The organism is Polaromonas sp. YR568, from assembly GCF_943369415.1.
In the GTDB taxonomy this organism is placed as follows: domain Bacteria; phylum Pseudomonadota; class Gammaproteobacteria; order Burkholderiales; family Burkholderiaceae_C; genus Polaromonas.
In genome coordinates this window covers 1-20682 of sequence record NZ_CALRNF020000055.1, presented here as the reverse complement: position 1 = coordinate 20682, position 20682 = coordinate 1, and the positions used below count along the sequence as shown (strand labels likewise).

The 20682-nt window shown below is 66.3% G+C and carries 19 protein-coding genes and 1 tRNA gene; 14 read left to right on the top strand and 6 right to left on the bottom strand.

All coding sequences use genetic code 11. The features are described 5' to 3' along the window. Positions 1 to 209: hypothetical protein (locus tag ACLV74_RS23995; RefSeq protein ID WP_411881942.1), on the top strand; the 209-nt coding region annotated here is incomplete at its 5' end. 405 nt (positions 210 to 614) lie between these two features. Here ACLV74_RS23995 and ACLV74_RS23990 read toward each other — a convergent pair. Next, a complete protein-coding gene (locus tag ACLV74_RS23990) occupies positions 615 to 1661 on the bottom strand; it encodes a lysylphosphatidylglycerol synthase domain-containing protein (RefSeq protein WP_411881941.1) in 1047 nt (348 codons plus the stop codon). Between the two features lie 96 nt (positions 1662 to 1757). Then, a complete protein-coding gene (locus ACLV74_RS23985) occupies positions 1758 to 3161 on the bottom strand; it encodes a sensor histidine kinase (RefSeq protein ID WP_411881940.1) in 1404 nt (467 codons plus the stop codon). Between the two features lie 581 nt (positions 3162 to 3742). On the opposite strand from ACLV74_RS23985, the gene ACLV74_RS23980 reads away from it, so the two are divergent. From ACLV74_RS23980 to ACLV74_RS23935, 10 genes are all read left to right on the top strand, one after another. Next, entirely contained in the window at positions 3743 to 4060 is a 318-nt protein-coding gene (locus ACLV74_RS23980) for a hypothetical protein (RefSeq protein ID WP_411881939.1), read from the top strand. Positions 4061 to 4177: 117 nt separating this feature from the next. Continuing rightward, positions 4178 to 7264, top strand: coding sequence for a formate dehydrogenase-N subunit alpha (gene fdnG, locus ACLV74_RS23975; RefSeq protein WP_411881938.1), 3087 nt, complete (start codon positions 4178 to 4180; stop codon positions 7262 to 7264). A gap of 123 nt (positions 7265 to 7387) precedes the next feature. After that, the gene (gene fdxH / locus ACLV74_RS23970) at positions 7388 to 8329 is read left to right on the top strand and encodes a formate dehydrogenase subunit beta (protein ID WP_411881937.1); all 942 of its coding nucleotides are present in this window, start codon (positions 7388 to 7390) and stop codon (positions 8327 to 8329) included. A gap of 1 nt (position 8330) precedes the next feature. Next, complete coding sequence (locus tag ACLV74_RS23965; RefSeq protein ID WP_411881936.1) at positions 8331 to 8990, top strand: formate dehydrogenase subunit gamma; 660 nt, start codon at positions 8331 to 8333, stop codon at positions 8988 to 8990. Positions 8991 to 9012: 22 nt separating this feature from the next. Further along, positions 9013 to 10038, top strand: a complete 1026-nt coding sequence (gene fdhE, locus ACLV74_RS23960) for a formate dehydrogenase accessory protein FdhE (RefSeq protein WP_411881935.1) — start codon at positions 9013 to 9015, stop codon at positions 10036 to 10038. Next, complete coding sequence (gene selA / locus ACLV74_RS23955; protein ID WP_411881934.1) at positions 10038 to 11489, top strand: L-seryl-tRNA(Sec) selenium transferase; 1452 nt, start codon at positions 10038 to 10040, stop codon at positions 11487 to 11489. Before fdhE ends, selA begins: the two co-directional genes overlap by 1 nt. Positions 11490 to 11496: 7 nt before the next feature. Then, positions 11497 to 13428: a selenocysteine-specific translation elongation factor gene (gene selB, locus ACLV74_RS23950; RefSeq protein ID WP_411881933.1), complete on the top strand. Its 1932-nt coding sequence runs from the start codon at positions 11497 to 11499 to the stop codon at positions 13426 to 13428. A gap of 10 nt (positions 13429 to 13438) precedes the next feature. Continuing rightward, positions 13439 to 13534, top strand: a tRNA-Sec gene (locus tag ACLV74_RS23945). Between the two features lie 169 nt (positions 13535 to 13703). Beyond that, positions 13704 to 14147, top strand: a complete 444-nt coding sequence (locus ACLV74_RS23940) for a glycine cleavage system protein H (protein WP_411881932.1) — start codon at positions 13704 to 13706, stop codon at positions 14145 to 14147. After that, positions 14144 to 14560: a DsrE family protein gene (locus ACLV74_RS23935; RefSeq protein ID WP_411881931.1), complete on the top strand. Its 417-nt coding sequence runs from the start codon at positions 14144 to 14146 to the stop codon at positions 14558 to 14560. Before ACLV74_RS23940 ends, ACLV74_RS23935 begins: the two co-directional genes overlap by 4 nt. Before the next feature lie 15 nt (positions 14561 to 14575). On the opposite strand, the gene ACLV74_RS23930 is transcribed toward ACLV74_RS23935, so the two are convergent. From ACLV74_RS23930 to ACLV74_RS23915, 4 genes are all read right to left on the bottom strand, one after another. Further along, a complete protein-coding gene (locus ACLV74_RS23930) occupies positions 14576 to 15511 on the bottom strand; it encodes a LysR family transcriptional regulator (protein ID WP_411881930.1) in 936 nt (311 codons plus the stop codon). Between the two features lie 103 nt (positions 15512 to 15614). After that, positions 15615 to 16592: a Bug family tripartite tricarboxylate transporter substrate binding protein gene (locus tag ACLV74_RS23925; RefSeq protein WP_411881929.1), complete on the bottom strand. Its 978-nt coding sequence runs from the start codon at positions 16590 to 16592 to the stop codon at positions 15615 to 15617. 101 nt (positions 16593 to 16693) lie between these two features. Then, positions 16694 to 17365 carry an isochorismatase family protein gene (locus ACLV74_RS23920; protein WP_411881928.1) on the bottom strand — a complete coding sequence of 224 codons (672 nt, stop codon included), beginning with the start codon at positions 17363 to 17365 and terminating at the stop codon, positions 16694 to 16696. A gap of 197 nt (positions 17366 to 17562) precedes the next feature. Next, positions 17563 to 18225, bottom strand: coding sequence for a glutathione S-transferase family protein (locus tag ACLV74_RS23915; protein ID WP_411881927.1), 663 nt, complete (start codon positions 18223 to 18225; stop codon positions 17563 to 17565). 242 nt (positions 18226 to 18467) lie between these two features. Between ACLV74_RS23915 and ACLV74_RS23910 the strand changes: the two genes are divergently transcribed. From ACLV74_RS23910 to ACLV74_RS23900, 3 genes are all read left to right on the top strand, one after another. After that, positions 18468 to 18722, top strand: coding sequence for a ParD-like family protein (locus ACLV74_RS23910; protein WP_411881926.1), 255 nt, complete (start codon positions 18468 to 18470; stop codon positions 18720 to 18722). Continuing rightward, positions 18722 to 19513 (top strand): type I methionyl aminopeptidase, encoded by a 792-nt coding sequence (gene map / locus ACLV74_RS23905; RefSeq protein WP_411881925.1) that lies wholly within the window; start codon positions 18722 to 18724, stop codon positions 19511 to 19513. Before ACLV74_RS23910 ends, map begins: the two co-directional genes overlap by 1 nt. Before the next feature lie 201 nt (positions 19514 to 19714). Beyond that, on the top strand, positions 19715 to 20155 hold the full coding sequence (locus tag ACLV74_RS23900; RefSeq protein ID WP_411881924.1) for a LysR substrate-binding domain-containing protein: 441 nt from the start codon (positions 19715 to 19717) through the stop codon (positions 20153 to 20155). The last annotated feature ends 527 nt before the right edge of the window (positions 20156 to 20682 follow it).

Here is a 20682-nt window from a genome sequence, read left to right as displayed (position 1 = left end):
TTTCTTTGTTCGCCAAAGGCGCGCTACGCGCGCGGGGTTTGCTCACTTCGCGCAGCGAAGTTACGCAAACACCAAAAGTAAGCAAAAGAAAAGGCGACCCTGGTTGCTGCGTCCCTTCGCTTCGCTACGGGCAACCTGCGGTGCTCGGTTCAGGCGGGGTCTCGCTAAACTCGCTGCGTTTCACTCCGCTCAAACAACGCGATCCCTGATCCGCCTGAACCTGCGCTCCTCGGCGCATCCACAAGGGGTGGAAACGGGGAGAAGAAATACAAAACAGCCGCAGACAGAAGCCCTAATACCTGAAGAAACAAGGACTCGCCATGGCGAGTCCTTGTTTGGATTTGTCTTCTTGGTATGTCGGTATTCGGTTCCCGCTCCCGTTCCCGATTGCCCCTTGTGGATGCGCCGAGGAGCGGAGGGCCAGACGGATCAGGGCAAAAACTTGTTTGAGCCGCAGGCGAGTTGTTTTTGACCCCGGCTGGACCGAGCACCGCAGGTTGCCCCGGAGCGAAGCGCAGGGGACGCAGGAGCCAGGGTCGCCTTTTCTTTGGTGACTTTCTTTTGGCGAAGCAAAAGAAAGTTACTGGCCGCCGGGCCACTCCCGGCCAGCAAACCTATGCAGAGGAAGAGGAAGAGGAAACGGCGCGCCCGCTGGAGCAAGACCCAGCAGAACGCCCCGCCGCATACCGCTCCAACACCACATACAACACCAACCCCCCCGCCAGCGGCAAGAAATAATAAAGCGCCCGGTAAGCCAATACAGCCCCCATCAAGGTCCCCTGCCGCACACTCCCCGACAGCAGCGCCAGGTACACCGCCTCCAGCACCCCCAGCCCGCCGGGGATGGGCATGATCACGCCGACGATGGACGCCGCCATCAGCACACCCAGCACCTTGCCGTATTCCACCTGCATGCCCAGCAGGAGATACATGGCCGCGCCCATCAGTGCCCAGTTGGTGGCCGACAGCGCCAGTTGCACGAGCGCCAGCCCGGCCGAGGGCAGCTGCAGGCGCCGGCCGCGCACGCGCCATTCGCGGCCTTTGAAAAACGCGCAGGCCAGCACATAGGCCACGGCCAGCAGCACCATCGCCGCGCCCAGCACGCGCAGTGCCGTCGCGCCTATGTGCGCCTGGCTGGGCGGCGCGATCAGGCCGCCCGCGAAGAGGCTGCCGGCCACGAGGCCGTAGCCCAGCCAGTTGGTTGCCAGGCTGATGCCCACGATCTGCGCAATCGTGGTTTCATCCAGGCCGGCCCGCGCATAGAGGCGCGCGCGCAGGGCCACGCCGCCCACCAGCGATCCGAGGTTCAGGTTGAAGGCATAACTCGTCACCGCGATGGCCCAGGTCTGCAGGCGCGGCAGCTTGTGGCGCGTGTGGTGCCGGCCTATCAGGTCGAAGCAGCCGTACAGCGCATGGCTGGCCGTCGCCAGGCCCAGCACGGCCAGTAACAGAAGCGGGGAATAGCGCCGCAGCGCCTGCCAGGCGCCGGCCCAGTCGACCTTGTGCGCATGCGACAGCAGCAACCCCAGTACCACCAGGCCCAGGGCCGGGAACAGCCAGCGCCGCACGCGCGGCCACAGTGCTGCCGCAGCGGAGGAGGGGTTGCCGGCCGGAGCATCAGCGGAAAGGGGAGCCGTGGTGGGGGCCGTGGTGCTGGGCATGATGTTGGCCATCTTCGCCAGCGCGGGCCCGGCGCGCCAGACGGTTGCGGCGCTGCTTTTTGTAGGCGCAGACCGACGGGCGCCCTGGCCGGGTCCTTAATACCGCGCCAGTTCCACCCAGAAGACGCTGCCCCCCGTATGGCGCGTGGCCATGCCTATCGGGTGCCCCAGCACCTGGCTCAGCCGGTACACGGCCGCCAGTTCCAGCCCGAAGCCTTCTTCCGTGCCCAGCTCGGGGATGCCCTGGAAGAAAGTCTGCTGGCGCTCATGGGCGATACCCGCGCCGGTGTCCCACAGTTCGATGCGCCAGCGCCCCTGCCGCTGCCGCACGGCCAGCAGCACGCCGCCGCCGTGGGTGTTGCGCAAGGCGTTGGACAGCAGGCTGCCCACCAGCCGCTTGAGCAGCACAGGGTCTGACAGCGCCTGCCCCGCCGCGGCGCGCGCGCGCAGCCGCAGGCGCTTGTCGCGCGCCAGCGGCGCGTACTCGGCGGCCAGCTCATGCACCAGCGCGGCCAGCGCCACCGGCTGCAGCTGTACGTCCAGCGAAGCCGGGTCCAGCCCCGCCAGGTTGAACAGCGACTCGAACAGCTCGTCGATCTTGCGCGTGGAATTGGCGATCTTGCGCGCGATCTGCGCGGCGAATTCCGGCTCCATGGCCAGCCAGTCGGCGTACAGGCCCAGCGCATGCACCGGGTAACGCAGGTCGTGCGCGGCGCTCGCGATGAAGCGGCTCCTGACCGCCTCCGCCTCCAGCGCCGCGCGTTTCCTGTCGGCCAGGGAGTTGATCAGGTCCTGGCGGTCGAACTGCAGTTCCAGGTTGGCGCGCTGCGCCCGGTGCATGCGCCGGCCGAACACGCGGGCCAGCGCCCAGAAGGCCAGCACCACCGCCATCTCGCCCAGGATCTCGAGCGCGGCCGTCAGCCCGTATTTTTCCACGCTCAGATTCAGGCCCAATCCCCAGCTCAATTCCCGCCCCAGTTCCCGGCCCAATTCCCAGCCCATGGCCGCCAGCACGGCGGCGCACAAGCCGTTGCAGTACGCCGAGAAGCTGCGCAGGCTGGGCGGCGAGGAGGTGGCCGCCGCCACCGCGATGCCCACCAGGATGACCATGCAAAGCAGCTCGTCCTCCACCGGCGCCTTGCGGTACACCACGAACATCAGCGCGCCCCAGGCCACCGCGCTCAAGGGCCATGCCCAGGCATAACGCGCCATGAAGGCCCGCAGCCTGGCTTCGTCGGCCTGCGCCAGGTGCTTGCGGTAGTTGCGCAGGATGGCGTAGCGCAGCGCGGTGACGGCCGCCACCGCCGCGACCCACAGCCACAGGGCCGCGGGCTCAGCCTGCCCGTACAGTATCGCCGCCACAATCGCGATCAGCACCCAGGCTGCGTGCAGCGTGGGGCCCGCATGCCGCATGAAGGCGTGGTTCAGCTGCGTCCCGACCCAGGCCTCGCGCCCGCCCGGGGGCGGGTGCTCATGCAGGTCCTGTCGGTTTGTGGGCATCATCGTGCGTGATCCTTACGGGGGGCGGTGGGCCGTGAACAAAAGCGCTCCTTCCGGCGCCGGCGGGCGGCAGGAGGGCGGCTTTTCTTCAGCTTAGGGAAATTTTCCGCAGCTTTTTTCAAGATGGTCTGCTTAAAGACAATCACTGTGGTTTTTTTCTTGTGAAGGACTGCAAGTCCGGCCACGCCGCGCGGACATCGCCGGCATGAAGCGGCATGAAGACGCATTCTTTGTGTTGTCCCGGCCCGGATTCACGCGGGGCGCATGCATACCTTTTTATTCGCCGCGCACGCTGAAGCCGGTAAATTTTCCCCGCGCGTTTTTTTTTGTAAAAAATACGCTTGTGCTGGCGCGGAAAAGCCCCACCGGCGCGGCATGCCCGCTTTTTCACCGGTTCTTTTTTGGGGTCCCGCATCGCCCCGTGCCGGGGGCGCGGCGGCCTCATTGCCGTGTCCCGGCCCGGGCTCTCAGGGAATAAGCGCTTGACTCCTCCCCGCCAGGTGGCTTGTAATGGCCTTTGAGTAAAGCCAACCGTGTCCCGCACCGGGACGGTTGCGATGTCACCATCGTACGGAATAGCCATGAAATCACTGCTCGTTTGCGCCGGCCTCGCGGCCGCGCTTCTCGGTTTGACGGCCTGCGGCAAGAAGTCCGAGCCTGCCGCCCCGGCAGCGTCCGGCGGCTCCGCCCCGGCTTCCAGCAGCGCCACCCCGGAAGTCAAACCCTCCACAGGCGATATTCCTTCCTCTTCCCCGGCCACAGGGCCTGCCGCAGGCGGCACAGCCATAGGGGGCATGGCCGGCGGCCAGGGCCAGGGTGGCGCCAAATCCGGCGGAACGCCCGCGCCGACCGGCGGTGACGGCGCTTCCGGCAAGCCGGCCACGGCCGCCTCCCAATAGCAAACACCCTTCAAGCCGCTTTCACGCCAGCGACACCACTGCACGACAACAACAAGCATCCGTTCCCATTCACCTCAATCCCACGAGCGCGGCTCACCCGCCGCAGGAGGCTTCCCGATGGACATGAACCGAAGGCAATTTTTCCGCGTCAGCGGCGCGGGGCTGGCGGCGTCCAGCCTGGTCGCGCTGGGCTTCTCGCCGACCTCGGCGCTGGCCGAGACGCGCAACTTCAAGCTGGCGCGCACCACCGAGACCCGCAACACCTGCCCCTACTGCTCGGTGGGCTGCGGCATCATCATGTACAGCCTGGGCGACAAGGCCAAGAACGTCACGGCCGACATCATCCACATCGAGGGCGACGCCGACCACCCGGTCAACCGCGGAACGCTCTGCCCCAAGGGCGCCGGCCTGCTCGACTTCGTGCACAGCCCGAACCGCCTGAAGTACCCCGAAGTGCGCGAACCCGGCAGCACCGAATGGAAGCGCATCTCCTGGGACGACGCGATGTCGCGCCTGGCCAAATTCATGAAGGCCGACCGCGACGCGAACTTCGTCACCAACAATGCCGACGGCAAGGTCGTCAACCGCTGGACCTCCACCGGCATGCTCTGCGCCTCGGCGTCCTCCAACGAAACGGGTTACATCACGCACAAGACCATGCGCTCCCTCGGGATGCTGGTCTTCGACAATCAAGCGCGGGTTTGACACGGACCGACGGTGGCCAGTCTGGCCCCGACGTTCGGACGAGGCGCGATGACCAACCACTGGGTGGACATCAAGAACGCCGATCTCGTTCTCATCATGGGCGGCAACGCCGCCGAAGCCCACCCCTGCGGCTTCAAATGGGTGATTGAGGCCAAGCAGCACAACAAGGCCAAGCTCATCGTGGTCGACCCGCGCTTCACGCGCTCGGCCGCCATGAGCGACTACTACGCGCCGGTGCGCGCGGGCAGCGACATCGCCTTCCTGGCCGGCGTCATCAACTACCTGCTGTCCAGCAACAAGATCCAGCAGGAGTACGTCGCCAACTACACCAACGCTTCCTTCATCGTCGGCGAGGCCTACAGCTTCAAGGACGGCCTGTTCTCGGGCTACGACGAGGCCAAGCGCAGCTACAGCGCCGCCAGCTGGGGCTACGAGCTCGACGAAAAAGGCTTTGCCAAGGTCGACCCGACCATGCAGCATCCGCGCTGCGTGCTCAACGTGATGAAGGCGCATTTTTCGCGCTACACGCCGGAGCTGGTGAGCCGCATCACCGGCACGCCGAAAGACAAGTTCCTCAAGATCTGCGACATGATCTCGGCCACGGCCGTGCCGGGCAAGGCCATGACCATCATGTACGCCCTGGGCTGGACGCAGCACAGCGTCGGCTCGCAGATGATCCGCACCGCGGCCATCATGCAGCTGCTGCTGGGCAACATCGGCATCGCCGGCGGCGGCATGAACGCGCTGCGCGGCCACAGCAACATCCAGGGCCTGACCGACCTGGGCCTGCTGTCCAACTCGCTGCCGGGCTACCTGTCGCTGGCGCGCGACGCCGAGCAGGACCTGGAAACCTATTACAAGACCCGCGCGCTCAAGGCCCTGCGGCCCAACCAGATGAGCTACTGGCAGAACTACCCCAAGTTCTTCGTCAGCCTGCAAAAATCCTGGTGGGGCAAGGCCGCCACCGCCGAGAACAACTGGGCCTACGACTACCTGCCCAAGATCGACAAGATCTACGACGTGCTGCAGGCCTTCGAGCTCATGAACCAGGGCAAGCTCAACGGCTACATCTGCCAGGGCTTCAACCCCGTCGGCTCCTTCCCCAACAAGAAGAAGATCATCGCGGGCCTGTCCAAGCTCAAGTTCCTGGCCATCATCGACCCGCTCAACACCGAGACGGCCGAGTTCTGGAAGAACTTCGGCGAGCACAACGACGTCAAGAGCGCCGAGATCCAGACCACGGTGTTCCGCCTGCCCTCGACCTGCTTTGCGGAAGAAGACGGCTCGCTCACCAACTCCGGCCGCTGGCTGCAGTGGCACTGGAAGGGCGCCAACCCGCCCGGCGAAGCGCACGGCGACGTCGAGATCATCGCGGACCTGTTCAACCGCATCAAGGCCATGTACGTCAAGGACGGCGGCGCCTTCCCCGACCCCATCGTCAACCTGACCTGGCCCTACAAGATCGCCAGCGCGCCCTCGGCCGAAGAGCTGGCGATGGAATACAACGGCAAGGCCCTGGCCGACGTCGTCGCCCCGCCCGACCCCAAAGACCCGAAAGCGCCGCCCAAGGTGCTCGTCAAGGCCGGCGAGCAACTGCCCGGCTTCGGCATGCTGCGCGACGACGGCTCCACCGCCTGCGGCTGCTGGATTTATTCCGGCGCCTGGACGCAGGCCGGCAACCAGATGGCCAGGCGCGACAACGCCGACCCGTTTGGAATCGGCCAGACGCTCAACTGGGCCTGGGCCTGGCCGGCGAACCGCCGCATCCTCTACAACGCCGCCTCCAGCGCACCCGACGGCAAACCCTGGGACAACAAGCGCAAGCTGGTGCAGTGGAACGGCACGGCCTGGGCCGGCTCCGACGTGCCCGACATCCGGCCCGACGCCAACCCCGGCGACGCCGACCGCGTGCAGCCCTTCATCATGACGGCCGAGGGCGTGGCGCGCATGTTCGCGCCCACCGGCATGGCCGAAGGCCCGCTGCCAGAGCACTACGAGCCCTTCGAGTCGCCGCTGGTCAACAACCCCATGAACACCAACCCCAAGGCCAGGGCCAACCCGGCCGCGCGCGTGTTCAAGGGCGACATGGAAGCCTTCGGCACGCCCAAGGACTTCCCCTATGTGGCCACCAGCTACCGCCTGACCGAGCACTTCCACTACTGGACCAAGAACGTGCAGACCTCGGCCATCATCCAGCCGCAGCAGTTCGTCGAGATCGGCGAAGAGCTGGGCAAGGCCAAGGGCATCGCCAACGGCGACTGGGTCAAGGTTTCGTCCAACCGCGGCTTCATCAAGTGCGTGGCGGTGGTGACCAAGCGCATTCCGCAGCTCGACGTCGACGGCAAGAAGATAGACACCGTGGGCCTGCCCAACCACTGGGGCTTTGTCGGGGTGGCGCGGCCGGGCTACCTGGTCAACACGCTGACGCCTTTTGTCGGGGATGCGAACACGCAGACCCCCGAATACAAGTCGTTCACGGTCAACATCGAAAAAGCATAGCGTGAAAGCTCCCCCCCTAAGCGCCTGCGGCGCCTCCCCCTCAAGGGGGCGCCACCTGCGGCCCGGCAAAGCCGGCTCCGCGATGGCACTTGCATGGCCTCACATGGCTGGAAAGGATTTCTGATGTCATCACTGCAATCCCTCGACATCGCGCTGCGCTCCGCCACGACCACGCCCTCGCCGCAGGCGAGGAAACACGTCACCGAAGTCGCCAAGCTCATCGACGTCACCAGCTGCATAGGCTGCAAGGCCTGCCAGGTCGCCTGCATGCAGTGGAACGACCTGCGCGACGACGTCGGCGACAACATCGGCACCTACGACAACCCGCGCGACCTCACGCCGCAATCCTGGACGGTGATGCGCTTCTCCGAAGTGGAGATGAAGCAGAAGGACGAAAGCACGCGGCTGGAGTGGCTGATCCGCAAGGACGGCTGCATGCACTGCGACGACCCCGGCTGCCTCAAGGCCTGCCCCGCGCCCGGCGCCATCGTCAAGTACACCAACGGCATCGTCGACTTCATCAGCGAGAACTGCGTCGGCTGCGGCAATTGCGTCACCGGCTGCCCCTTCGACGTGCCGCGCATCAGCAAGAAGGACGACAAGGCCTACAAATGCTCGCTGTGCTCGGACCGCGTCGGCGTCGGCCTGGAGCCGGCCTGCGTCAAGGCCTGCCCCACGGGCGCCATCCGTTTCGGCAGCAAGGAAGACATGCATGAGTTCGCCGCCGAGCGCATCGTCGACCTCAAGGAACGCGGCTACGAGAACGCCGCCGTCTACGACCCGCAGGGCGTGGGCGGCACCCACGTGATGTACGTGCTGCAGCACGGCGACCAGCCCGGCCTCTACCACGGCCTGCCCGCCAACCCGAGCATCAGCCCCTGGGTCTCGCTGTGGAAGGGCGCGGCCAAGCCCCTGGCCGTGGCCGCCATGATAGGCGCGGCCCTGGCCGGTTTCTTCCACTACATCAAGGTCGGCCCGCTGGAGGCCGAAGAGCTGGACGATGCCAGGGAGCGCGAACTGGCAGAAGGGGACGACACGCTGCCGCCCCCCGCCAAGGAGATCTGACATGGAACACACCACCATTGTTCACGGCGACGAACGCGGCATCGAGCCCACCATAGAACGCTACCCCGACCGCACCCGCATCAACCACTGGCTGGTGGCGCTGCTGTTCATCTGCGCGGCCCTGTCCGGCCTGGCCTTCTTCCATCCCGCGTTTTTCTTCTTCACGGCGCTCTTCGGCGGCGGCCCCTGGACGCGCATCCTGCACCCCTTCTTCGGCGTGCTCATGGTGCTGGGTTTTGTCTTCCTCTTTTTCCAGGTCTGGCGCGACAACTTCTGGACCGAACGCGACACCGCCTGGACGCGCCGCGCGCCCGAGCTGCTCAAGGGCCATGAAGACAACATGCCCGACGTCGGCAAATACAACGCCGGCCAGAAGATCGTCTTCTGGGTCTTCGGCCTCTGCCTGGTGCTGCTGCTCATCACCGGCTTCATGTTCTGGCAGCCCTGGTTCGCCGACTTTTTCCCCATCCTGCTGCGCCGCATCGCCGTGGTCGTGCACGCCCTGGCCGCCGTCGTGCTGATCATCAGCGTCATCATCCACATCTACGCGGCCATCTGGGTCAAGGGCTCCATCCGGGCCATGACGCGCGGCACCGTCAGCCCGGCCTGGGCGCGCCAGCACCACCGGCTCTGGTACCGCGACATGGGTGGCGAAAAGTAGGCCGGGAGCGCACAATCACCTCATGACCCTGACACAAGCCAGCGCATTGTTGTCCCCGGAGGAAATCGCCGTCCGGGCCGGCCAGCAGGTGCCCCACCTGCATTTGCCCAAACGCCATGAGGTCTTTGCCGAACGCGAAACCCGGCTGCGGCAGCTGGCCGCGTCGCACCCCATGCGCGACTTCCTGCTCTTCGCCGCCGAACTGGTGCGCGCCCAGCATGAAATCCTGCAGAGCTACCCGGCCGTCGCCTTGCCCGACGCCGATGCGATAGACGCCGCCTCGCGCGCCGGCCAGCCGCCCGTGCCCGCCGTGCACTGGCCGCGCGACCCGCAGTGGCGCGCCGGCTTTCACCGCCTGCTGGCCGCGCTGCTGCCCCGGCTGGAAGGCAGCCCGGCCCAGGCCGTGGTGCGCGAGCTGCAAGGCATCCCCGACGACGCGCTCGAACAGCAGGCCGACCGCCTGCTGCACAACATCATGTTCGGCCTCGACATGGCCGCCGCGCCCCTGATCGCCGCCGGCCTGCAGGCCTACTGGACGCAGCTGGTGCTGGCCACGGAAGATGCGCGCGGAACAGACAGGCTGGCTCCTTTCGGCCGCGTCGACGACGCCACGGTCTGCCCCTGCTGCGGCAGCCGGCCCACGGCCTCGGTCTCGCGCATAGACGGCGGCGGCAGCTACCGCTACCTGCACTGCTCGCTGTGCTCGGCCCAGTGGCACATGGTGCGCATCAAATGCGCCCACTGCGAAAGCACCAAGGGCATCCACTACCAGTCGCTGCAACCCGCCGGCGATGGGCCCGCCGCCAGCGGTGCGCCCAAGCAGGCCGTCGAAGCCGAAACCTGCGACGAGTGCGGCCACTACCTCAAGATTGTCCGCATGGACCGCGACATGTACGTCGACCCGGCGGCCGACGACCTGGCCACCGTCACGCTGGACCTGCTGGTCTCCGAAGCCGGCTTCCAGCGCCACGGCGTCAACCTCATGCTGCTGTTCGGCGACCCTGATGGCGCCGACAGCCCTGACCCCAACGACAGCGGAGGCGGCTGATGGCCGCGACCGGCGAGTCCGTGGTTCACGGCTCGAAGGCCAGGCCCCAGGATCTGCCTTCGGTTGACAAGCTGCTGCGGCTCGACGCCGCGCAGGCCCTCGTCGCCGCGCACGGCCACACGCTGGTCGCAACGCAGGCGCGCAATCTGCTCGATCATCTGCGCGTGCTGGCCCTGGCCGGCGGCCTCGATGCCGGCAGCATCCTTCCCGAGGCGTTGGCCCATGAATTGGCCAACCGCGTGCAGGCCCGCCTCGCCCCGCGCCTGCGCCGCGTGCTGAATCTCACCGGCACCGTCATCCACACCAACCTGGGCCGCTCCGTGCTGCCGCAGGCCGCCATCGCCCACCTCACCGCCATGATGGAAGGGCCCAACAACCTGGAATACGACCTGGCCGGCGGCGGCAGGGGCGACCGCGACAGCATCGTCGAAGGCCTGCTCTGCGAGATCACCGGCGCCGAGGCCGCCACCGTCGTCAACAACAACGCGGCAGCCGTGCTGCTCACCATCGCCGCGCTGGCCGGCGGGCGCGAGGTCGTCATCTCGCGCGGCGAGCTCGTCGAAATCGGCGGCGCCTTCCGCATGCCCGACGTCATGGCCAGCGCCGGCGCCGCCATGGTCGAAGTCGGCACCACCAACCGCACCCACCTGGCCGACTATGCGCGCGCCATCACGCCGCAAACCGCGCTGCTCATGAAGGTGCACACCAGCAACTACGCGGTCGAAGGCTTCACCGCCTCCGTGCCCGAAGCGCAACTTGCCGAACTTGCGAAGGAGCGCGGCGTGGCCCTGGCCACGGACCTGGGCAGCGGCTCGCTCGTCGACATGTCGCTTTACGGCCTGCCCAAAGAGCCCACGCCGCAAGAGATGCTGGCCGCCGGCTGCGGCGTCGTCACCTTCTCGGGCGACAAGCTGCTGGGCGGCCCGCAGGCCGGCCTCATCGTCGGCAGCCGCGAGCTGGTCGGCAAGATACGCAAATTCCCCATGAAGCGCGCGCTGCGCCTGTCCAAGCTGCCGCTGGCCGCGCTCGAAGCCACGCTCATGCTTTACCTGCAGCCCGAGCTGCTCACGCGCGACCTGCCCACGCTGCGCTGGCTCACGCGCCCGGCAGCGCAGGCCGCGCAGACCGCGCAGCAACTGCTCGAACCTTTGCGCGAAGCACTGGCCCCACGCTACGCCGTCACCGCTGAAGCCATGCTGAGCCAGATCGGCTCGGGCTCGCTGCCCGTCGACAGGCTGCCCTCGGCCGGCCTGGCCATCGCGCCGCTGCTGCCCGGCAAGCGCGGCATGGGCACCGCGCTCGAAGCCCTGGCCACCGCCCTGCGCGAGCTGCCCCTGCCCATCATCGGCCGCATCGCCGACGACCGCCTGCTGCTCGACTGCCGCTGCCTGGACGACCCGGCCGACGTGCTCAACCAGCTCGCCGCCCTGCGCGAGCGGATCACCGCCTAAGACAGCCATGATCGTCGGCACCGCAGGCCACATCGACCACGGCAAGACCGCCCTGGTGCGCGCGCTCACCGGTGTCGACGCCGACCGCCTGCCCGAAGAAAAGCGCCGCGGCATCACCATAGAACTCGGCTACGCCTCCATGCCCACGCCAGGCGGCGGCCAGGTCGGCTTCGTCGACGTGCCCGGCCACGAAAAACTCGTGCGCACCATGGTCGCCGGCGCCAGCGGCATCGACTACGCGCTGCTGCTGGTCGCCGCCGACGACGGCGTCATGCCGCAAACCGTCGAGCACCTCACCATCCTCTCGCTGCTGGGCATACAACGCGGCGCGGCCGTCATCACCAAGATAGACCGCGCCGAGGGCAACCTGCTGCACGAACGCCAGGCGCAGGTGAGGGCGCTGCTGGCCGGCGCCGGCCTGGGCGGCTACCCCGTGCTCAGCGTCTCGGCCCAGCGCGGCGACGGGCTGGCCGACCTGCGCGCGCTGCTGCTCAGCGAAGCAGAGCGCCCGCCGGCCGCAACAGCGCAAGAGGCCGGCTTCCGCATGGGCCTGGACCGCGTCTTCACCCTGGACGGCGTAGGCACCGTCGTTGCCGGCAGCATTGCCGCCGGCGACGTGCGTGTGGGCGATGCGCTGTGCCTGGCCCACGCACCCGACAAGCATTACCGCGTGCGCAGCCTGCAGGTGCACGGCCACGGCGTCGACACGGCCCACGCCGGCCAGCGCTGCGCCGTCGGCCTGGCCGGGCTGGAACGCGGCGCCGTCGAACGCGGCCAGACCCTCTGCGACCCGGCCATCGCCAACAGCACGCAGCGCATCGACGTCTGGCTGCAACTCGCCGCCACCGAATCCAAACCGCTGCGCTCCGGCACCCTGGTGCACCTGCACGCCGCCACGCAGGAATGCATGGCCAGCGTCGCCGTGCTGGGCCAGGCTTCCATCGCGCCCGGCGAATCCGCGCTCGCGCAACTCGTGCTGCAGCAGCCCCTGTATGCCTGGCACGGCGACCGCTTTGTGCTGCGCGATGCCTCGGCCAGCCGCACGGTGGCCGGCGGCACGGTGCTGGACACAGCAGCCCCCGCGCGCTACCGCCAGACGCCCGAGCGCCTGGCCTGCCTGCACACCCAGCGCGCGGGCGGCGCCATCCAGCGCCTGCGCGGCGCGCTCGCGCACGCGCCCTTCGGCCTGCACGGGCCTTCATGGCTGCGCGCAGAAGGCCTGCGCGCCTGGCCCTTCCAGCCTGACGCACTGCCCGGCGTGGTTTTCGCCGACGCGCAGGCCTGGATCATCTCCACCGAACAGCTCGCCGCCGGCGAAGCCGCCGTGCTGCAGGCACTGCAGGCCTTCCACGCCGCCCATCCCGAAGACATGGGCCCCGACCTGCAACGCGCCCGCCGCCTCGCCGCGCCCCGCATGCCCGAAGCCTTGTGGGCCAGGCTGGTTGAGCACATGGCCCAGGCCGGCAAGCTCGCGCGGCGCAGCGGTTTTTTGCACCTGCCCGAACACGGCGCCCAGCTGCGCGCCGCCGACAAGATCGTCGCCGAACGCGCGCTGCCCATGCTGCTCGACGGCCGCTTCGACCCGCCCTGGGTGCGCGACATCGCCAACCACGCCCACCTGCCCGAAGCGCAGGTGCGCCAGGTGCTGGCCCGCCTGGCCCAGGGCGGCGAAGTCTTCCAGGCCGTCAAGGATTTGTATTACCACCCCCAGGTGGTGCAGCAGCTCGCGTCGCTGGCGCGCGGCATCGCGCAGCGCGACAGCACCATCACGGCCGCCAGCTTTCGCGACGCCACCGGCCTGGGCCGCAAGCGCGCCATACAGATACTGGAATTTTTCGACAGAATAGGTTTCTTGCGCCGCGTGGGCGATGCCCACTTGCTGCGCACCGGCACGCCGCTGTTCCCTGAAGAAGAAGGGGAAGGGCAGCAGGCGCCATGATGATGATCAAGGAAGAAAAACGCTCCTGGTGGGGCGGCTGGGCTTCAAACCCAGTGGGTGGCGCCATGCGCTGCCGGGTGGGTTCGACTCCCGCTTTCTTCCGCCAATTTCCTCGCGCGCTTGTTCGCGCCCATGGGCGCGGTGTGAGCGCGGTGTATTGAGACTTGCATAAATCACGACTGATCTCACAACCGTTCGCCCTGAGCTTGTCGAAGGGCTTCGACAAGCTCAGCCTGAACGGTGTGTTGTCCTGAGATACGAAAACATCAACGAGCATGCAAATCTTTGGTTTTGACTACCCCGGCGAGTGTTTTTATTTGCTGGAGCGCGACATGTGGTGCCGCCCGCTGGCCGACGGCCGCCTGCAGGTCGGCGTCACCAGTTTCGGCATTCATTTGAGCGGCGACTTCTTCATGTGCCGCCCCAAGCCCGTGGGCACGGTGGTAGAGCAGGGCCAGACCCTGGGCGTCGCCGAACTCAGCAAGTCCGTCGTCACGATCAAGACCCCGGTCTCCGGCACCGTCAGCGAGATCAACCCCCTGCTGGACGACACCCCCGAAATCATTCATCAAGACCCCTACGGCCGCGGCTGGCTGGTCACCATCACACCGAGCCGCTGGGCGCAAGACTTGCCGCAGCTGGCCCACGGTGGCGATTTGCAAGCGGCGGCCACGGCTCGCATGCGGCTCGAAAACATCCAGTTCCCGGCATCGCGATGACACAACAACAAGACCCCACAAGCGCACCACCCCCAGGTTCGGCAGGCCTCGCCATCATGGTCTGGTCCTGCGACCCGCAAAACCCCGAACGCGCCGCCACCCCCGTCATGGCCGCCCAGGCCGCCGCCGCCATGGATTTGAAAGTCGAGATGCTCTTCACCGCCCAGGCCGTGCAGTGGCTGCTGCCCGGGCATGCGGACGTGTTGATAGGCTTCGGCCCGCAAACCCTGCCCGTGCGCCACTACCTGGCCGCCGCCGCCGGCCTGGGGATTGAGATGCGGGCTTGCAGCCAGGCCATGCATGCGCTGGGCCTGGGGCGTGAGGCGCTGGTGCCGCAGTGCGCGGGGCTGGGCGGCCTGGTCGCCTTCCTCGGCCGGGGGCAAGACCCGGCCTGGCGCACGCTGGTGTTTTAAGCAAGCAGGGCGCGGCTACAGCCGCATGCCGTAAGGCCCCAGCTTGTCCGCCACCATGGCGATGGCCCGGTCCAGCAGCTGGTCCAGCCCGTGGGCCTGCCAGCTTTTTTCATGGCCCGAATGCGCGCGCCGCACGATATACAGCGTCGACTTCAGCGGGTGGCCCGTGATGCCCTTGGCCACCAGCCGGCCGGCTTCAAGCTCGCGCGCGACCGATCCGTAAGGCATGATGCTGCTCGCCTCGCCCTGCAGCACCAGGTCGCGTATCGCCGCGATGGACTGGACTTCGTAAGTGACCTTCAGGTCCGCCAGCGGCACGCCCGCGCTGCGCGCCAGGATGCGCCGGCCTATGTCGCGCCGCGAGCCCAGGGCCAGCTTGCCGGCCAGCACCTCTTCCATAGCGACCTCGGCCGGGGCCTTCTTGCCGCCCTTCCCGCCGGCGGCGGTCACAAACAATATCTCCTCCTCCATCACCGCCGTCAGCAACAGGCCGGGGCGCGGCTCTATCTCATAGGCCAGCGCCACGTCGAGTTCCTCGCGCTCTATCGCATCGGCCAGGAAGAAGCTGGGCCCCTCCACCAGGCTGAAGGCCAGGTCCCCAAAATCCCGCTCGGCCAGCAGCTGCAGGCCGGTGCCCACCAACAGCGTGAGGCTGGTCGTCAGCCCCAGCGACACCGGCTCGCGTGCCGCCTGGTGCAGCTGCGTCACGTCCTTGCGCGTCTGCTCCAGCTGCTCAAAGATCTGGTTGGCCCGCGTGTAAAGCAGCTGGCCCGCCACCGTCGGCTCCACCCCGCGCGAATGCCGGTGCAGCAGCGTCACGCCCAGCTCGGCCTCCAGCTCGCGTATGTGCAGGCCCAGCGCCGGCTGCGCCACATGCAGCTTTTTGGCGGCGCGCGTGATGTTGCACAGGTCCACCGCCGTCACGAAGTAGCGAAGCTGTTTGAGGTTCAAGAAATACGCCCCCCGCGCCCGGGTGAAGAATTCATGCCCAGGTAAAAATGAAAAAAGGACGCCATGGAATCCCATGCGTCCTTCACCGCAAGCGGCGCCGCGCTTACTCGATGCTGATCTTCGCGTCGTCGATCACTTTTTTCCAGCGCGCCGAGTCTTCCTTGTTGCGCTGATTGATCTCCTCGCGCGTCAGGATCAGTGTCTCCACGCCCTGCACCGCCAGCAGCTTGCGGGCCTCTTCGGTCGAGAACACTTTTTTCGCTTGCGCAACCCATTTGTTGATCACTTCATTCGGCGTGCCCTTGGGCGCCACCAGGAACACCCACACGCTGCCTTCATAACCCGGCAGGCCGGCTTCGGCAATCGTGGGCGTATCGGGGAGGGCGGACACGCGCTTCTTCGTCGTCACGCCCAGTGCCCTGAGTTTGCCAGATTTGATGTGCGGCAGCACCGCCGTGATCGGCGAGAACACCATGTCGATCTGCCCGGCCAGCAGGTCGCTCACCGCCAGCGAGGTGCCCTTGTAAGGCACGTGCACCATGTCCACCTTGGCCAGCGACTTGAACAGCTCGGCCGCCAGGTGGTGGGTGGTGCCCGCGCCCGCCGTGCCGAAGGTCAGCTTGCCCGGGTTGGCCTTGGCATACGCGATCAGTTCCGGCACCGTCTTTGCCGTCACGTTCGCGCTCACCGTCAGCACCAGCGGGATGTCGGCCAGCGTCGCCACCGGCGTCAGCTCGCGCTCCACGTCATAAGGCAGGCGCTTGTACAGCAGCGGCCCCACCGACCACAACTCGTTCGGGATCACCATCAGCGTGTAGCCGTCCGGCCTGGACTTGGCCACGTAGTTCATGCCGATCTGGCCGCTCGCGCCCGGGCGGTTTTCCACAATCACGCTTGCGCCGAAATCCGCGCCCATCTTCGACGCCAGGTAACGCGCCACATAGTCCGTGCCGCCGCCCGCCGAATAGCCGTCGATGATGCGCACCGGGCGGTCGGGATAGGCGTCGGCCGCCACCGCCTGCGTGGCAAACACAAGGCCCGCGCCCAGCAGGAGCAGCGTTTTCTGGATCATGGGGTGCATACACATACCTCTAAAAGAAAAGGAAAAAAGAGAAGGAAGGGAAAAAAAGAAAGAAAGGAAGGCAAGAAGTAAAAAGAGAGGGGAGGGAAAAAAACAATGCCCTATGCAGCCAGCGCCACCGGCGCCTCCACACCGCGCAGATACGCCAGCGTGTCCTCCAGCGACACCACGTCGGCATACTTGGCCTGCAGGTCAAACAGGCTTTGCTCATGCGCCGCCACGGACCGGTCGCCCACCGCCTCCTTCACCACCATGGGCCGGAAGCCGTTCTGGCAGGCATCCACCGCGCTGGCCCGCACGCAGCCGCTGGTCGAGGTGCCCACAATGATCAGCGTGTCGGCCCGCGCCGTCACCAGCCGCGAAATCAAATCCGTCCCGAAAAAGCACGAAGCATATTTTTTGTAGATCAGCGCATCGGCAGGTCCCACGTCCAGCCGCGGGTCCACCTCATGCCCGTCACCGGCCGCCGCCAGGCTGGCCGTGCCCTTCTGCTTGAGCGCCCACACACCCGCGTCGCGCAGCTGCGCATCGTCATAGCGCACGCTCGTGAAGATCACCGGGATGTCTTTCTGGTGCGCAACGGCCAGCAAGGCATTCGTCGCCTCGATCTGGCCCGTCAAATCCGCGCCCAGCGGGCGTTTGGCATCGGTAAACCCCCGGGTCAGGTCCACCACCAGCAGCACCGGCCTGGCGCCGAAACCAATCGGAAGGCCGAAGCCGCGCTCGCGAAAAAATTCGGCATCGGAAACGGGGGAGGGCGGCGTGGTGGTCATTGGGGGAAAGGGTGCTGTTGTTGAAGTAAAACAATTACAGCATCGTGACTTCCAGGCGTCCAAGACAGATTGTGCTTGGGAGCCAGACAATTTTTGATTACGCGGGCTGGGGTGGATGCAGCACGCGGCTTCGATACCTCAGCCCGAACGGGGGAGGGGCGCCTGGCAAACCCAGGCCGGCTTGCCATCAGCCTTCGTCAGCCGGCCGGCTTCCCCGTAAACACCGCCAGCTGCGCCTCAAAAGCCCGCTGGTAAGCCGGCCGCGCCGCACCCCGCGCGATGTAGGCCGACAGCGCCGGGTATTGATCCAGCAGGCCCGAGCTCTCCAGCCTGCGCAGTACCGTCACCATCAGCAGGTCGCCGGCGCTGAAGGCGCCGTCCAGCCAGTCGGCATCGCCCAGGTGCCTCGAAAGTTCGCCCAGCCGCGTATGGACGCGCTCCTCCAGCACGGGCTGGCGTTCCGCATACCAGGGCTTGTCCTTCTCGAAGAGCGCGGCCATGCTGCGCTCGAGGATGGGCGGCTCCACCGTGTTCAGCGCGGCGAACATCCAGGCGATCGCCCGGGCGCGGGCGTTCGCCTCGCCGGGCAGCAGGCCCGCATGGCGCTCCGCGATATGCAGCACGATGGCGCCCGACTCGAACAGCCTGAGCCCGTCCTCTTCATAGGTCGGGATCTGCCCGAAAGGATGGAGCGCCGTGTGCGCGGGCTGCTTCATCGCGGCGAAAGACACCAGGCGGACCTCGTAAGCCTGGCCCACCTCTTCAAGCGCCCAGCGCGCGCGCATGTCGCGCGCCAGGCCCCGGCCCCGGTCGGGCGAGCGTTCAAAGGCCGTGATGGTGGGGAGGCTTGTCAACGTCATGGTGTTTCTCCTTGGCTGGATGTCTCGCTGGATGCCGGACGGGCGGTTTTCGCTCATCTTCTCCCTGACGACGTTCGGGGCGGGCCCGGATCGACATCGTTCAACACATTTTTCGCAGTTTCCCAAAGATCGCCTCATCGAGCCCTCCGGCCCCGCCGACCCCGTCGACCCGAAAAGACCGGACCACATGAAGTGTATATAATCAATATACGTTTCATATAGAGAAGATTTAGAGGCCAACCATGGGTATTGTCAAGATTTCAGACCTGATGCACGAGAACCTGCGCGTGGCGGGCAATGCCCTGAGCCGGTCCATCAATGCGCAGGCCGAACACTGGATGCGGGTCGGCATGCTCACCGAGATGCACCCGGACCTGGATTACCGTGAGGTCTGCCAGCTGCTGGTCCAGGCTGAACTCGCCGGCGGCCTGGACATCGTCACCGCCGCCACGGCCCAGGCCGGCAAACCGCGGCCGTCCCCGGCCGCCAAACGCTGATGGCCCGCGGCGTCATCATCAAGTCCCCCGGGCAGATCGCGATGGCGCGGCGGGCCGGCCAGCTGGCCGCCGAGGTCCTCGGCATGATTGAGCCGCACGTCGTGCCCGGGGTCAGCACCGAGGCGCTGGACAGCATCTGCCACCAGCACATCGTGAATGTCCAGGGCGCCATCCCCGCCAATGTGGGCTACCTCGGCTATCCCAAGACCATACTGACCTCCGTCAACCAGGTGGTGTGCCACGGCATCCCCTCGCCCGACAGGATCCTGAAACAGGGCGACATCGTCAACATCGACGTCGCCGTCATCAAGGACGGCTGGTTCGGCGACACCAGCCGCATGTTTTTTGTCGGCGCCCCCAGCGTGCCGGCCCGGCGCCTGGTCGCAACGACTTACGAAGCCATGCTGGCCGGGATCAAACAGGTCAAGCCCGGCGCGACCCTGGGCGACGTCGGCCATGCGATCCAGTCGGTCGCCCACCGCGAGGGTTTCAGCGTGGTGCGCGAATACTGCGGCCACGGCATAGGCCAGGTCTACCACGAAGACCTGCAGGTGCTGCACTATGGCCGGCCCGGGGAAGGGATCAAACTTGAGCCGGGCATGGTGTTCACCATCGAACCCATGCTCAACGCCGGCAAACGAGAAACCCGGCAACTGGCCGACGGCTGGACCGTCGTGACCAAGGACAGGTCCCTGTCCGCCCAGTGGGAACACATGGTGGCGGTCACGCCGGAGGGCTATGAGGTGCTGACGGCCTGGCCGGGCGGCACCGGGGCTTACGAGGCGGTTTGACCACTGCTCGCTATTTCTTCCCCTCCACCTGCTGCGCCCAGCTGGCCGTGTTGCTCTGCCCGTCAAGGAAAGGCAGCACCGTCGGCACCAGGGCAGGCGCCAGGAGCAGGTCGTAGTGCGCGAACCCCGATATCGCCGGCCGGTTCTTCGCCATGTGCTCGCGGGCCTACGCAGCCGCTTGCGCCGCCGCCAGTGCCGCTGATGCGCGAGCGCCTGGTGCCCCTGTGCACCCCCCAACTGGCCGCCGGCCTGCGCGAGCCGGTCGACCTCGCCGGCGCGACCCTGCTGCATGCCACGGCCAACCGCGACGAATGGCTGGCCTGGCTGCGCGGCGCCGGCGTGCCGGATCTGCAGGGCGCGCGCGAGCAGCTGTTTGACACGGTGGACATGTGCGTTCAGAGCGCGGAGCGCGGCCTGGGTGTGGCGATTGCCGATGCTGCCTTATTTACCGACCTGATGGCTTCGGGCAAGGTGGTCAAACCCTTTGACACCGAGTTTAAAAGCGGGAACGGCTACTTCCTCACTTATCCGCCTCAGCGGCGGGAGCGGCGGAATATTCGGTTGTTTGAGGAGTGGATTTTGGGTGTGTTGCCGGGGGTGAGGTATCTTCACTGGCCCTTAAGCAGGAGTTTCGCATGCTAAGCCTAAGGCTCCTCTAAGTGGAGGAGGGGGGAAACGCGTGTGGTCTTCATCGTGTTTAGCCTGAGAATGTTCTATGTTTATTTCGATTTTTCGTCGGATTGTTTGACGGAAATGCTGCACGTGGAAGCGTACTTTCAATCAAGATATAGACACTAGTAAAACACTCCTTGTAGCGCTCGGAAAGTCAAGGGAGCGTAAAACTTATGGCAATAACTCATGCATAGCTGGCAACAGAAAGACTGATGCGATGCTGAAAGACAATTTAAGAGATTTAATTGGTGAGCTGGACAGAGTTCACCTGGAAGGCGGGGTTGACGCTCGAAAATGGAGCGATACAGACGACTTCCCAGATTTCGTTACTGCGCAGAATGGATATCAGTGTTGAATTCCGTCGAAATCTGATCCACTTATCGCAGTAATTTCCATCCAAAACTGACCCACGTAGGCACTACCCTGCTTGTTTTAAAAGCAGGGGGAAATTAGGAGTGATAGACGTGGCGACATTGAATGTCATCAGACGTTGGGCA